Raw genomic sequence first — 13,708 nt, 5'->3', positions numbered from 1 at the left:
ATTTAATATAGTACTGATAATGTACCAATACTTGGGAGGATCAGTTATGAACAAAGAGGATCAGGTCATGATTGGGTTCAGAGACTTATTTAATAAGATGGCTCATCTAAATAAGTCTAAGATGAATGCCCGCCTAAAGGGTCATAAGCCTTCTGAAGTACATTGCATCGAATACATTGGAAGTCATTTAGACTCTAATGTGACCAAACTTGCAGAAGCCTTTTATATGACGCGCGGTGCTACGAGTAAAATGACTAAAAGACTTATAGAAAAAGGGTTAATTGAAAGCTATCAGAAGCCGGAAAACAAAAAAGAAATCTATTTCAGACTTACTGAGCAAGGGATAGTAATTAACAACGTCCATGATGACCTGCACAAAGAGTTTCAAGAGCGTGATAAAGCCGTGTTTGAGGAAGTAACTGAGGAACAATTTTCTAGAATGCTCACCTTTGTAGAAAGGTATAGCAAACATTTGGATGACGAAATAAAGAAACAAGGTATTGACATCAAGTCGGAATAGATTCGAATAACGAAACCACAGGCAGCCCTTCTCCATAGAGAGAGGGCTGCCTCTTTTTGATTTATTTTGTTGAACAGGAAACAAAAATAAGGTACAATAACAATGTTTCCTAGGAAACAAATACTCATTACGCATGCGATAAGGGGATTTAATATGATTGAAACACCTATAAAACAAAAAAAGAGAATCGATCCAACAGTATTGCGCATCAGCTTAATTCTTGCATTCGGTGTGCTCGCTCCAATTTTTGACTCAACGATGGTCAATATTGCGATTCCGACAATGTCAAAAGACATGCATACTTCGATTGCCATCATGCAATGGGCGATTACCGGTTACACGCTAACGATGGGCATCGCCGTACCATTTGGAGGTTGGGCGACTGATCGATTCAATGGAAAATCGGTTTATAGTTCGGCCTTATTAATGTTTTTAATTGGCTCGCTATTTGCAGCGATGTCTACCACCGTTCCTTCACTCATCATTGGCCGACTGATCCAAGGGGCTGCGGCTGGACTACTAATGCAGGCGCTTTCCACTTTAGTGATGCGGGCAGCCAATGGTAAAAATATTGGTACCTTGATGGCGACAATCGGGATTCCTATTATGATTGGTCCCGTGATTGGTCCAGTTCTAGGAGCTTTTATTGTTAACCACGCCAACTGGCATATGATGTTTTGGGTTAACATCCCCATCACGATAGTCAGCTTACTTTTCGTATTCTTTGGCGTTCCCGATCTACCCGCCATCCATCCAAAGTTAAAGATTGATTATATAGGAATTGGCCTATTGGGAGGATTTTTCACTGGTATTATACTCGGTATCTCTCATTATTCTTCCGACATAGACTTCTTAGCTCAAACTAACATGCTATTCGAGCTAGGGGTAAGTTTGTTGGCAATCATTCTGTATATCATCTATGCGAAAGTTAAACCTAACAAAGTAATTGTGCCTCTAACGATTTTCAAATATAGAAACTTAACTGTAGCTACGATACTGATGATGCTGGCTGGTATTACCACCAATGGACCACTGATGCTCTTGCCGTTATATTTTCAAAACATTCGTGGAGAAAGCATCATGAATATCGGACTAATCATGGGTGCCCAGGCAATCGGGATGCTTGTAATGCGTTCGCAAGGAGGAAAATTAACGGATATCATCGGCCCCAAATGGGTGACGATTACAGGTCTACTCATTACTTTACTAGCGACGTTGCCATTCATTTGGGTCGACGTGAGTACGTCGACGTGGTGGTTAGTTACAATTTTGTTCGTGCGTGGACTGGGTATGGGAATCATGATGGTGCCGGTGATGAGTGCTGCCTATATTGGTGTCCCTAAACAACGAATGGGTCAAGCAACAGTCACTACGGATATTTTGCAGTCAGTCGGTGGAGCAGCCGGTTCGGCCATTTTAGCTTCAATCGTTGTCAACGTTGCCATCACCTCACCTAAGTCAACGTCACTTTTGACGATGACACATGCGTATAACACAGGCTTTTCCTGGGCTGCGGGATTCACGCTTTTGATGTTCCTTCCCGCTTGGTTCTTGAGTAGTAAGAAAGCTGTAAATTGACGCGAACTAAACAGCCTAACAGAGTATATCTGCTAGGCTGTTTTATCTTTGGATGTTTGTGTAAGAAACTTTCTTGTATGTATAAAACATTCGTGCTAGCTTCTGACACGCGCATCTATTCATCATTCGTTGGGCTTTTCATCAAGTTAAAACGTTTCAATCTGTCTTCTAAACCTGCGTCCAGTAGAGCTTCAACTTCAATTTTGCCGAAAAGATCGAAATGGGGATAATCTTTTTTGTAGTCAATCCACTCAGGCTTGAGGCCATAGGCTTTTCCCCATTCAATTAGTCGATTAAGATTCGCACACCCTACCTTTGTCACGGTTTTACACCCCGCAAAACGGTCATCGAGCCAGTAGTGGGTAAGAAAGGCAATCTCCCCTGCACGAACCGCGTCTTTCCAAGCTATCAATTCTGTACGATTAATTCCGAATGCCATTAGCTAATCCTCCTGCTCATTCCCACTTGTTTTCGATTGATAAACACTGTCTCCATCTCACCTATCCATTATACAAAACAATAGAGTACTTGTGTCTCGAAAATTGGTGATTGTTCAATCATTCGGTATAGTATCGTGAGCAGGTACCTCTTTTTCTATAGATAAACATAAAAAAACCTCCGTTTTAAGGAGGCAAAGGGGGACGACTATCAAATTTTGTCTACACTCCATTCAAGTTGTTGCGCATACTACATTTCAAGATTCAATGTTTGTGTTCGGAAACGGATACTTTTTCACTTATAATTCATATGTATCCCGTTTTCCGAAAAGTTCTCACTTGGCCTTTAAACTAAACAGGATGAGTAAAACTCCAGAAAACAGACAGACCATTCTCGTCAAAGAGATCTTTTCAGTGAGGCCGCTAAGTGCAAGTCCTGTCGTGACAATCAAGATAACCGGCCCAACTAAAGCCAGCATGCTGTTAATGTAGAATGCCTTCTCCAAATCATTGAATTTGTACATCAATGCAGCGGCTGATATTTCGATACTTCCTGAAATTATCCGTAACAAGATGATGAAAAGCAAAGCCCTTTCAATAACTGTGATCACATCCCCAATAGTATTCACACTTACTATATGCAACATGTCCATACATTATTTGAAAAGCCTTCCAATGTTCCACTTGGAAACTATTCTGAGTGATGTCATGAGTTGAATGCCTGTTGAGCCTACATTCATAAGTATTCGAAAATCAGAACTTTTTATAGGGATGGAAATTCGTTAACAATTTCCACCACCTCTATTTTTCCATTAATCAACATCTCAGGGAGCTCACTTTTCACATCCCCCTTCCAATACTCTTTTGCTTGTTCAATTTTCCGAACAAAAGCAACACCATCGTTTTTCGGTAAAAGGTCTCCGTCCCCCTCGAAATAATTCCCAACGACTCTTAGTTTAACAATCTGCAAGACCTTCCGATTGTACGAATCAAATAACTCCTTCCATTTCAGAGAATCTTCATAACTTTTCGCTGCATATAAGCAAGATAACCTTGAAGGATATTCAGGATATTCTTGTAGTCTAACCATTTCTGCAATCACTTCTCGAATGGCTCTAATGGTTTGATTTGCATAACCAACAACTACGTTGGCACACTCATCATCTAGGTTTAATCCTGCATCTGTATAATGACTGTGTAAAATCTGCATAAAGTCTTCACCAGTAGACGATAACCGTTCCTTTTCAAAAAAGAACCGATATAGTGTGTTTTTTTGATGCTTGTCAAAGTGAAGTTGCTGCCCAAGACTCATCCTTTGGTTGGTAACTAAGTGGTACGCAAAAAACTCCTCTGGTTCAAGAGTATACTTACTCTTCTTTTGTAACCTTTCGTTTTCTTTCTTCAGTCTTTCTACTTTTTTAGCCTGATTAACAAGCCACTCATATTGTTCAGTAGTAATTTTTGTTGTCTTAATTGAACCAGTACCTTCGTGCCTCGCTCCTTCTTCAATCATTTCTAAACCATCCTTATTAGACGAATCGTTCACATGCAAACCTCCTTAAAATGCATCCACATCCTACCAGAAAACTAGAATTATCACAATACCTGATAAACCACCACAACCTGAGTTTTCGTAGAACTGACCCAGTTATTATAGTAGTAATCAATAATGAAACAAAAAGCGCTCGTACACAGGAGGCCACTGAAAAAATTACTTTTTTTAAGCTAGCAAGTTGTAAGAACAAAAAAGAGGCACCATTTCGTTCAATTTTGAACAAAATGGTGCCTCTTCCTTTAGTTTTTATTACTTCGCTTCCTTCATTAAGGTGATAATCCGTTTCAGATTGACTGCGAAAATCGATATGGCTCCTTGCATCTGCATGCCAAATAGACCCTGGTATGTGGCAACATCATACCCGTGTCGATTTTTCAATTCACTATTTTTCGCTTCGATTTTGTAGCGAGATTTCGCTTTCTCCTTAAATTCCTCACTATTTTGAAATGCTTCTTGTTCCTCGTGTTCTGTTGACTTAATAGAGACAGAATAGGTCTTGCTTTTCGCTCCTTCTTTATAACAGCCTTCGCAGAGTGGACAAACCTTACACTTTTCTACGTCAAAATAATACGTTTGCAGTTTATTTGTCCTGAGTTTTTTCGTTCCGATCCGTGCTTTGCGAATGGCCATATGCCCCGCTTTACAGACGTACATGCCGGCATCTTTATTAAATTCAAATTCCTCTTCTTTTGTTCGGGTGCCCTGCGTGATAAAAGGATGTAATTTAGAAACCAATTGAAGCTCATTTTCTTTTGCATACTGTATATTATTTTTTCCTGAATACCCGGCATCTCCAATGACCGTATCGATTTCCATTCCTGTGTTCTGACTCTTCACGATTAATTCCTGTAGATATTTACCATCACTTTTCTCGCCAGTTGTGACAATCGCAGCCGTAATCAGGCGTTCGTCGTTCATTGCAATATGGGTTTTATAACCAATTAAAGAGGTGTCCGCTGTTTTATGTCCGACTCGGGCATCTCGATCGGCTGAGAACGTAAGCCCTTCTTCATAATCCTCGACAACTTCCTTCAACACATTCAATTTTTCCTGAACAGAAGGAATTCGCGCAATCTGTTCTTCCTTTTCAATGACTGAGATAACTTCTCGGCAATAATCTAGTTCATCTTCCACTTCGTCAGAGTTAGTCTTCTCAGGAAACTTTTCTCTCATCGAATCATCAATTTGATAGACTGCTTTTCGTACATTTTTCGATTTCTCCGTTAGAAATTCCTTCGGTGATTTTTGGTTATAACGTGATTTCGTATGGGTGGCATCCACAATCATGTTTTTACTTTTAATCAGGTTTTTTCCAGTGCAATCTCGATCGTCTTACAAATGAGCATGTCCAACCTCATCTTGAAGACGGAGTCTACGGAATTTTGTTAATGAACTAGGGTCGATCATACCTTCTTCCGGTGCCATGTCCAAAAAATATTTAAAGGACATATCATACCTTGAACGGTCTACTATATCTACATCCGATAAATCGAAGATTGATTTTAGCAGGAGGTATTTGAACATGCGAATCGGTGGCACGGCATTGCGTCCGTTCACCAGGCAATACTTACTTTTTAATTCCTCTAGAATGAATGTGAAATCAACCAGTTCATTAATTTGACGAAGCATATTGTCCGCAGGGACAACAAGATCGTAGATAGCCATATAAGGACTGAGTTGTACGGTTTCTTGGTTAGAGAGCATTGGGACACCACCTGAATGTAATGCATTTATTATACAACAAACGTAAAGAGCTCATCACCCGTTTCACGGATGATGAGCTCAATATTTTTCAATTAGAAGGTTTTGACTGTCTAATGATGAATGACGAACCCCCGTTGATTGGAGCAGAAGGCGGCGACTCCGGAGGGATCAGCGAAGATTGAAGACCCCGCAGAAGCGAAGCGACGAGGAGGCTGAAATCGAGCCCCTCGGAAAGCGTCCGCCTGGAGCGCAAATCAACAGTCTCCCACGCTTAACCAACTATTAATGGACTTTTTCAGTGGCCTCCGTACACAGCCAACTGTTTTTCTATGTTAAAATAAATGTATTGGGGGACAAGATCATATGCGAAACTTTCATTTCCATGGCATCCGAATAGTAAAAACAGGGATTGCTATATTTTTAACAGCTATTATTTGTGAATGGTTTCACTGGCCGCCCGTATTTGCTGTGATCACGGCAATTGTCACTATTGAACCGACCGTAAGTGATTCCATAAAAAAAGGCATCGTCCGATTCCCGGCATCTGCTATTGGTTCAGCATATGCTGTTTTTTTTATTGCACTTTTCGGAAACTCTCCAATTACATATACACTGGCTGCAGTTTTCACCATTTTAACCTGCTACAAACTAAACCTCCATGCTGGGCTACTTGTAGCAACATTGACTGCTGTCGCCATGGTTGAGGTCATCCACAGCAATTATTTAATCTCCTTTTTCATCCGTCTAGGGACAACCACGACAGGTCTATTGGTATCCACTGCTGTGAACATGATCGTCTTCCGCCCAGATTATCGGAAAGATATTTTAGTTAGCATCCAGAATATTGGGGCGCGGGCAGGAACTATTTTGGAACAAACTTTCCGCACGATTCTTTATGACGAACACACAAATCGTAAAATAGATCGGGTTATCATTCACCAACTGAATAAGGAAATCATGAAAACAGAAACACTCATTCGTTTTCAACGGGATGAATCGAACTTGCCCACGTTGTTAGGTGGGGATCATGAGGGGCTTCTCATGGCTGAAAGGCAAATGGCCTATTTGCATAACTTGGATTATCATTTAGGGAATTTAGACTATTTACCTTCAAATCAGATTTCATGGTCGAATTCAGAGCGTGATATCATCATGCACGCCGTAGCGGAACTTGCCAATGACTTACAGCATCCAGCGGCCTATAATTCCGAAAAGCACCAGCTGCACTTAAAAAACCTCACCGATCTTTTCTGGAGAAACAATGAAGAGATAACAAATAACAATGAAATCCATCCAACTCAATTTCCACCGGAATTAGTTATGCTTTATGAACTTATTACGATATACAATTTAGTGGATCGATTTTACAATCCTGAGCGCACATCGTCACATGAGAAGTCGAACACAAATAGTAAAACTGATTAAGAGACAATCCGTCGTTGTCTATGTAGGACCTGACTCTGAATAGCGTTAATGTTGTGAGAAGTACATTCTTTAGTCAGGTATTCTACTTCTCTAACAGAATCGCAACCATTTATACGTACAGACAATAAATTCAGGGATTTAATAGATGCTAAGTGACCGCAAATACTATTGATGACTTACTGCGCACCCCGTAGTCGCAAATAAACCCCGATTCTGATTAACCTTTCTAAGGGACCCTGTTTAAAGTATCTCAAGTACAAAGTACTGACGACTATTTGACAAGTAAAGATGACGACTCCTAAAACAACTCCAGCTGCAACCCCAAGTTTCGCAAACAAACCAAAACCATACCCGTAAAAGATAAAAGTACATATAACAGTTTGCAGGATGTAATTGGTTAACGATAATTTCCCTACGTTTTCAAAAACAGTTAACGCTCTTGGGAATTTGGAATAAGCGAATGCAACTAGGCAAATGTATCCGATTGGAAGAACAATCCCACCAAGCGGTTCCATATTAAGTTCATCAAAAAGATAGGGTGTACTTTTTAATAATAGACCTATAGGTATGAGTATTAATAAGCCAGCTAAGTAATTTCTTTTTTCTTTTATAGGATTCAGAAACCATTTCATTTGGGCCGCATACATCCCGAATAAAAACATCGGACTTAATAGAAGTGGCAACAGCAAAAGCATGACTGCTCCCTCTCCTACCCCAAGTTCCATAGGATCTTTATTCAGACGATGATCTTTAATTTCGCTATATGTTCCAGAACTATAAATAGTCATTGTTTCATTTAGATAAGATGTCATTTTGGCTTCACTTGTTAATTTGAAATCTCCATCAGAATCGACTAAGCTTACTGCCGTAATTAGAGAAAATAGAATGACGACCCAGATTAGTATCGTTTTTGGTTTTCGCATAACAAAAGGTAAAAGGCAAATCCCCATAATTCCGTACATCAATAAAATATCCCCCTCCCATAAAAAAGTGCTATGTAAGAGTCCAAGTCCCATTAATATAATTGACCTTCTGAATAAATGCCATTTAACTCGTAGTTGTTTTCTTTCAAGACTTTTCTTCATTAATATGAGGGAATAGCCAAAAATGAATGTAAAGATGGGCATGAAAGCACCTTCTATAAAGATCTTAGTAAAATAGTAAAATCCTAAGTTAGTAGATGAAAGATTGAAATAGCCTATTTCATCTTTTCCGAAAATCCCGTATTGAAAGATGAGTAAGTTCGCTAGAAGAATCCCAAATAGACTCCACCCCCTGATTCCATCGATTGTTCCTACTCTTTTAATTGTTGTCGACACAGTATTATTCCCCCTACATGTGATTTTAAAAAATATATGTTCATATGCTTTCTTGTATCTCGTTATTATCCATTCAAGAAAATATCTTCAAGATTTGGTTGGTTGGCTGAGATTCGATGAACGCCAATCCCATAGTTTACGAGCAGTCGAACGACTTCCTCGATCATCTCATCATTACTTGCTCTGAAATTCAGGGTAGATTCTAAAGTTTCTATAGGGCCTGTGATTTGAGTAGCCTCCAAGAGAAGTTGACTGGATGGCCTTTCGGATAAAGCCATGGACACTTCAAGTGACTTTGTATACTTCTCTTTAAGTTCATAAAGCGTTCCTTCGTTTACAATACGTCCATCTTTCATAATTGCAATGCGCGTACAGATCTTTTCAACTTCGTCCAAATTATGCGAGGTCATGAAAATAGTCGTTCCTTTTTTGTTGAGGTCAACGAGAAGCCGTTGGATATGAATCGCTGATTCCGCGTCCACTCCTGAAGTGGGCTCATCAAGAATAAGCAAGTCGGGCTCATTAATGATTGCTTGTGCAATGCCTAACTTTTTCTTCATACCGAATGAGTATTTGCCGACTTTTACAGCTGCATGTGGGACAAGTCCGACCTTTTCCAAAACTGTCAGGCACTCCATTTTCGACTTTTTAGCCCCTTGCAATGAGGAAAAGTAGCTTAAGTGTTGTAGGGCAGTCATTGATTCATAAAATGCGGTGTAATCCGGTAACACTCCGATTCGTTTGAATAGTATGCTGCTGTTTTTTACGTCGAGTAAGGTAATCTCGCCTGTTGTTGGTTGAATAATCCCTGTTAGCATATTGATGAAGGTCGACTTTCCGGCACCGTTACGCCCTAAAAATCCATATAATTCTCCTTTTTTGATGTGTAGATTTACTGAATCCACTGCTTTAGTACGACCGTATGATTTTGTTAAATTTAGAACTGAAATGGCATTCATTATACATCCTTCTTTCTAAATAAATAAATTGCCAAACCTATATACACAGCTGTAAAAGCAAAGTTAACAAGAAAAAGCATATTATCATCTTTCAAGTAATTATAAGGAGAAACATATTTAAAAATTGAGAAAACCCATTTTTCACTAATCATCGCCCATAAGCTCAAGATGGGAAGTGCAATCCCTAACAGAATGCTAATAAATGAAGAGAAGATTGGCCTCTTAATAATCAAAGAAAGCAATAATGCCAATCCAACAAATACAGATATGAATGAAAAAGATTGAAAAAAAGCGAAAAATGAAAAATAGCCAGATAAAATGAAAATGAGTAAGTATGATAGTGTAAGAATGGTAAACCAAAATAGTAAATGGCCTATCACTTTTCCTAGAACGATCTTTTTGCGTTCGGTTTTTGTTATTAAAAAACGCATGGTCCGTTGTTCAATATCTCGATTCATCGCATCATGTGTAAGTATGAATGCAAATAATGGACCGAAAATGAAAATGGCAAACGATAAACCTATCGAATGGATCATCGCCTCACTTGCAGATACGGATAAATCATTTCCGTTCATCATGTCGAAGGAGCTCTTTAATAATTCAGTAACACTTACGCCGGCATACGCACAGCCGAGTAGAAATAGTAGAACGAGAATTGATTTAACGCTTTTTAATAGTTGTAAACTTTCATGCTTAGCAATAACCCACATACAAAACCACCCTTTCATTTGTTACTATAAAGGGTGAATCTTAAACGAATGTGACTGGAACCTTAACAGAATCTTACATATGGAGGGAATTTAGTGGAACAGGCAAAAATACTTGTGTTAGATGATGAACAAGCGATTGGGGACATGGTAGATATTATTTTGCGTAAGGAAGGATTCTTCGATATTGATGTGTGCTTAACTTATCGGGAAGCAGAAACTCTCATTCTTAAAAAGTCTTATGATCTATATATATTGGACATTATGTTGCCTGATGGAACTGGTCTTAAACTAGCAGAACAAATCCGAAGGCAATCAGACGCGCCGATATTCTTTTTGACAGCAAAATCGTCTGATGCAGATAAATTACGCGGTTTCATACACGGTGCTGATGATTATATAACGAAACCTTTTAATCCAATGGAACTGGCAGCACGTGTTAAAGTGCAAACAAGCCGCTACCTGTCTACAGTAAATAAAGGAAGAAACCGATATGACTTTGGACATGTTCAACTAGATGTAGAAGCTGCAGAATTATTTGTAAATGGAGTTGTCACTCAGATTCCAGGAAAACAATTTCATCTCTTGAAACTGTTTTGTGAGCATCCGAATCAAGTTCTTTCGAAAGAACAACTTTATGAAGCTGTGTGGGGGTTGGATAGTTTTATAGATGATAATACGATTACGGTACATATTCGCAGGTTACGAGAAAAAATTGAAATCAATCCAAGCTCTCCAATCTATTTAAAAACAGTACGTGGCATTGGTTATAAACTCCATACTGAGGGAGAGTGAAAGAGTAGTGTCTAGCAAGATTACACTCCGGTTTGTTGGTTATTTCTTCATCTTTTATTTAAGTATTGCCGTCGCTTCTATACTTATCATTATCTTATTGGCAATTAAAGGGTTTAGTGATTTTAATGCATATACAAATATCCGGGAAGCAGATATAGGCACCATCGAGAGTCACATTGAGAGGGATTCAGAGGGAAACTTCCTGTTTTCAAATGCAATAAAGAAAAGTGCGGAAGAGAGCGGTGGATTCTTAGAACTTATTGATAAAGAAGGAAACGTAATTAGTTCTTCTGCTGAGGAAAGTGAAAAACATTCGAAGTATACGTTTACGGATTTCAATGAAATGTCTGCTGATAAGGGTTCGTATATATGGTTGCTGAAAAAAGACCGTTCGCTGTTATTCATTGAACGGACAGATAGCGATGTACTGTTGGAAACACTTATAACTTCTAAAAGTTTTCCCTCGATTACTAATGATCAGAAAAGGTTATTAGAAGAGCATAAAGCTGTATTCGAGCTCTACAACGCAGACGGTAGTCTTATCCATAGATCTAAAGATAATGGGAAAGATGCGTTGAATGGGATGGAATTGCTTGAAATGTCACAAGTTCTAGCTGAACAAAAAGAGATAAAAGCATCTAAAACACTTGAGGATGGAACAACTGCTGTCGTTAGAATGCCTAATCCGCATTATGCACCCTTTGATACTACTATGATTAATTTTTTGAAAAAGTTTCTAATAGGCATTGCTCTTTTTCACGGCATTCTTCTACTATTTATTATTCTATTTTCACTTTGGATAGGTCAAAGATTTGGAAGACCTGTTTTTTATTTCATGAAAAAGATTGAAAAGTTGTCTAGAAAAGATTATGGACATGTAAAAGACCACAAAATACGAAACGAGAAAGATGGACGATTAAAGAAAAAATATAGAGTTTATGAAGATGTGGATGTATCTTTGATCACATTGGCTAATAATCTGGAAGAGAATGAACGAAAACTACAAAAGACTGAGCAACTTCGAGAAGATTGGATTACCGGGTTATCGCATGATTTGAAGACGCCACTTAGTTCAATTTACGGTTACTCGGTGATGCTCGAATCGAGTCATAATTGGACGGGTGAAGAAGTGAAGAAGTTTGCGTCAGTAATGCAAGAAAAAGCAAACTATATGGATGCACTTATTAATGATTTAACCTATACGTATCAGTTGAAAAATGACGGCGTGTTAATTGAAATAGAAAAGATTGAGTTGGGGAAATTCATACATGAATACGCTAGGAAAATCGAGACGGAAACTGTTAACTTTCCTGAAGTAGGCGCATCTTTTTATGTCGCCATTGACCCAAGGAGATTTACTAGGGTGTTAGACAATGTTATTGGCAATGCGATTAAACACAACCCAGAAGGTACGCCAATTCATGTAGACATAAACCTAGAAAATGATTGGGTTTTGCTTGAAGTTCGAGACGAAGGCATAGGCATGTCCCCTACGATGATGGAGAATCTATTCGATCGCTACTATAGAGGAACGAACACGACCTCAGGTGATTCTGGAACAGGTCTTGGTTTGACGATAGCCAAACAATTAGTCGAAGCACATGGTGGTAAAATTAGTGTGGATTCAAACAACTATGGGACAACCATCACCATTAGGCTTCTGCACGTGTAGGTCATTACAAACAGAGAAATAACACCCGATGGAATCTTTATCTATGAAGCGTATTAAATTCGGAATGTTCCTTGTAGCAACACCGAACAGTGGTTGTAGCGATGATTGCTCTATACACGAAACAAAAAAAGTAACCCCCTCCTCTACCATGCTAAGTAGATGAGAGGGTTACTTTTAACACTTTTATCCCACAGTTGTGTCGTGCACAGGCATCACTATGAATTTATTGCCTCATTTAAATTGACAAATCTAATGATAAAAACTTAGGAAGAGACTCTTCATGCTTATCAAGCATAATTTGTTCTGGCTCAACGCCCTGCTCACGAAGCACTTCAATATTCTGCATGAGGAATTCATCGCTTCCGACCACATAGAAGAGACCATCCTTGTCCGAAGCAAGTCGCTTCACTTCTTCATAGTAGTCATTTCGATTGTCGACGAACTGGGATGTGAATTTCTTGTCAGGCGTGGATTCAAACACAGTAGTGAATAAAAAATCCTTTGAAGAATCAATGTTCAGTGAATGGATTTGATTGACATTGTCTGCACGTTCGAAATAATCAAGTACCAACGGTCTGAATGTTGCCAACCCTACACCTGAGGACAGCAAGTACACGTTTTTATCTTCTCTTTTTAGTGGTACATTTGAATGCGTTTTAAATATTGCGACTTCATCACCTACACCAAGGTTTCTTAAAATCGTTTTAAACTCTGAACACTGTTCCTTAATGCGGGTTGTAATACCGATTGACTTTTCATGCGGTAGTGTGGAAATGGACATATGTCGAATCAGGCTGCGATTCGGTTTCTCACCGGCATTAAAACCTTCCAGCGCGAAGTGAGTGTGAGACCCTTCTTCCCAAGTAAAGTCTTCCGGGCAATCAAGTAAATAGGTTTTAACCTCAGGCGTTTCTTCTATAATCTTATTGATTTTAGTCCAGTAAATCTGCATTATAAATCCCCCTTTAGTAGGTATAAGTATCTTTCCTTGTCTAATATACTATAACTGATAATAATTCTCAATTAAATACCTTCCA

The 13,708-nt window shown here is 39.0% G+C and carries 13 protein-coding genes and 1 pseudogene; 6 read left to right on the top strand and 8 right to left on the bottom strand.

Features of this window, described 5'->3' with window-relative positions:
- Positions 1 to 46 precede the first annotated feature (46 nt).
- Entirely contained in the window at positions 47 to 520 is a 474-nt protein-coding gene (locus DVB69_RS00380; protein WP_116015452.1) for a MarR family transcriptional regulator, read from the top strand.
- 153 nt (positions 521 to 673) lie between these two features.
- The gene (locus DVB69_RS00375; RefSeq protein WP_158541000.1) at positions 674 to 2,098 is read left to right on the top strand and encodes a DHA2 family efflux MFS transporter permease subunit; all 1,425 of its coding nucleotides are present in this window, start codon (positions 674 to 676) and stop codon (positions 2,096 to 2,098) included.
- A gap of 115 nt (positions 2,099 to 2,213) precedes the next feature.
- On the opposite strand, the gene DVB69_RS00370 is transcribed toward DVB69_RS00375, so the two are convergent.
- From DVB69_RS00370 to DVB69_RS00355, 4 genes and pseudogenes are all read right to left on the bottom strand, one after another.
- On the bottom strand, positions 2,214 to 2,537 hold the full coding sequence (locus DVB69_RS00370; protein ID WP_116015448.1) for a hypothetical protein: 324 nt from the start codon (positions 2,535 to 2,537) through the stop codon (positions 2,214 to 2,216).
- Between the two features lie 333 nt (positions 2,538 to 2,870).
- Positions 2,871 to 3,182, bottom strand: coding sequence for a YqhV family protein (locus DVB69_RS00365; protein ID WP_116015492.1), 312 nt, complete (start codon positions 3,180 to 3,182; stop codon positions 2,871 to 2,873).
- Positions 3,183 to 3,298: 116 nt separating this feature from the next.
- Positions 3,299 to 3,847, bottom strand: coding sequence for a DUF2441 domain-containing protein (locus DVB69_RS00360; RefSeq protein ID WP_116015490.1), 549 nt, complete (start codon positions 3,845 to 3,847; stop codon positions 3,299 to 3,301).
- Positions 3,848 to 4,339: 492 nt separating this feature from the next.
- A pseudogene (locus tag DVB69_RS00355) lies at positions 4,340 to 5,794 on the bottom strand (IS1182 family transposase).
- Positions 5,795 to 5,814: 20 nt separating this feature from the next.
- On the opposite strand from DVB69_RS00355, the gene DVB69_RS17480 reads away from it, so the two are divergent.
- Together DVB69_RS17480 and DVB69_RS00345 are read left to right on the top strand one after the other, a co-directional pair.
- Positions 5,815 to 5,976, top strand: coding sequence for a hypothetical protein (locus tag DVB69_RS17480; protein WP_158540999.1), 162 nt, complete (start codon positions 5,815 to 5,817; stop codon positions 5,974 to 5,976).
- Positions 5,977 to 6,157: 181 nt separating this feature from the next.
- Positions 6,158 to 7,219: an aromatic acid exporter family protein gene (locus DVB69_RS00345; protein WP_116015444.1), complete on the top strand. Its 1,062-nt coding sequence runs from the start codon at positions 6,158 to 6,160 to the stop codon at positions 7,217 to 7,219.
- Positions 7,220 to 7,395: 176 nt separating this feature from the next.
- On the opposite strand, the gene DVB69_RS00340 is transcribed toward DVB69_RS00345, so the two are convergent.
- The 3 genes from DVB69_RS00340 to DVB69_RS00330 form a co-directional block, all read right to left on the bottom strand.
- The gene (locus DVB69_RS00340; RefSeq protein ID WP_116015442.1) at positions 7,396 to 8,538 is read right to left on the bottom strand and encodes a DUF418 domain-containing protein; all 1,143 of its coding nucleotides are present in this window, start codon (positions 8,536 to 8,538) and stop codon (positions 7,396 to 7,398) included.
- 65 nt (positions 8,539 to 8,603) lie between these two features.
- Positions 8,604 to 9,497, bottom strand: a complete 894-nt coding sequence (locus DVB69_RS00335) for an ABC transporter ATP-binding protein (RefSeq protein WP_116015440.1) — start codon at positions 9,495 to 9,497, stop codon at positions 8,604 to 8,606.
- A complete protein-coding gene (locus DVB69_RS00330) occupies positions 9,497 to 10,207 on the bottom strand; it encodes an ABC transporter permease (RefSeq protein ID WP_158540998.1) in 711 nt (236 codons plus the stop codon). Before DVB69_RS00330 ends, DVB69_RS00335 begins: the two co-directional genes overlap by 1 nt.
- Before the next feature lie 93 nt (positions 10,208 to 10,300).
- Here DVB69_RS00330 and DVB69_RS00325 point away from each other — a divergent pair, with 93 nt between their 5' ends.
- Both DVB69_RS00325 and DVB69_RS00320 read left to right on the top strand, forming a co-directional pair.
- Positions 10,301 to 10,999, top strand: a complete 699-nt coding sequence (locus tag DVB69_RS00325) for a response regulator transcription factor (RefSeq protein ID WP_116015436.1) — start codon at positions 10,301 to 10,303, stop codon at positions 10,997 to 10,999.
- A gap of 7 nt (positions 11,000 to 11,006) precedes the next feature.
- Positions 11,007 to 12,671, top strand: coding sequence for a sensor histidine kinase (locus DVB69_RS00320; protein WP_116015434.1), 1,665 nt, complete (start codon positions 11,007 to 11,009; stop codon positions 12,669 to 12,671).
- A 235-nt stretch (positions 12,672 to 12,906) separates the two neighbouring features.
- Here the strand turns inward: DVB69_RS00320 and DVB69_RS00315 are convergent, their stop codons facing one another.
- Positions 12,907 to 13,623, bottom strand: coding sequence for a dihydropteridine reductase (locus DVB69_RS00315; protein ID WP_116015432.1), 717 nt, complete (start codon positions 13,621 to 13,623; stop codon positions 12,907 to 12,909).
- Positions 13,624 to 13,708: the final 85 nt, after the last annotated feature.

It is taken from the genome of Sporosarcina sp. BI001-red (assembly GCF_003384035.1).
Lineage (GTDB): Bacteria > Bacillota > Bacilli > Bacillales_A > Planococcaceae > Sporosarcina.
This window is presented reverse-complemented; position numbering and strand designations above follow the sequence as displayed.

Coding starts and splice junctions, on each gene's coding strand:
- DVB69_RS00375 (WP_158541000.1), top strand. CDS start 674: ATGATTGAAACACCTATAAAACAAAAAAAGAGAATCGATCCAACAGTA.
- DVB69_RS17480 (WP_158540999.1), top strand. CDS start 5,815: ATGCATTTATTATACAACAAACGTAAAGAGCTCATCACCCGTTTCACG.
- DVB69_RS00330 (WP_158540998.1), bottom strand. CDS start 10,207: ATGTGGGTTATTGCTAAGCATGAAAGTTTACAACTATTAAAAAGCGTT.
- DVB69_RS00345 (WP_116015444.1), top strand. CDS start 6,158: ATGCGAAACTTTCATTTCCATGGCATCCGAATAGTAAAAACAGGGATT.
- DVB69_RS00365 (WP_116015492.1), bottom strand. CDS start 3,182: ATGTTGCATATAGTAAGTGTGAATACTATTGGGGATGTGATCACAGTT.
- DVB69_RS00380 (WP_116015452.1), top strand. CDS start 47: ATGAACAAAGAGGATCAGGTCATGATTGGGTTCAGAGACTTATTTAAT.
- DVB69_RS00360 (WP_116015490.1), bottom strand. CDS start 3,847: ATGAGTCTTGGGCAGCAACTTCACTTTGACAAGCATCAAAAAAACACA.
- DVB69_RS00315 (WP_116015432.1), bottom strand. CDS start 13,623: ATGCAGATTTACTGGACTAAAATCAATAAGATTATAGAAGAAACGCCT.
- DVB69_RS00335 (WP_116015440.1), bottom strand. CDS start 9,497: ATGAATGCCATTTCAGTTCTAAATTTAACAAAATCATACGGTCGTACT.
- DVB69_RS00370 (WP_116015448.1), bottom strand. CDS start 2,537: ATGGCATTCGGAATTAATCGTACAGAATTGATAGCTTGGAAAGACGCG.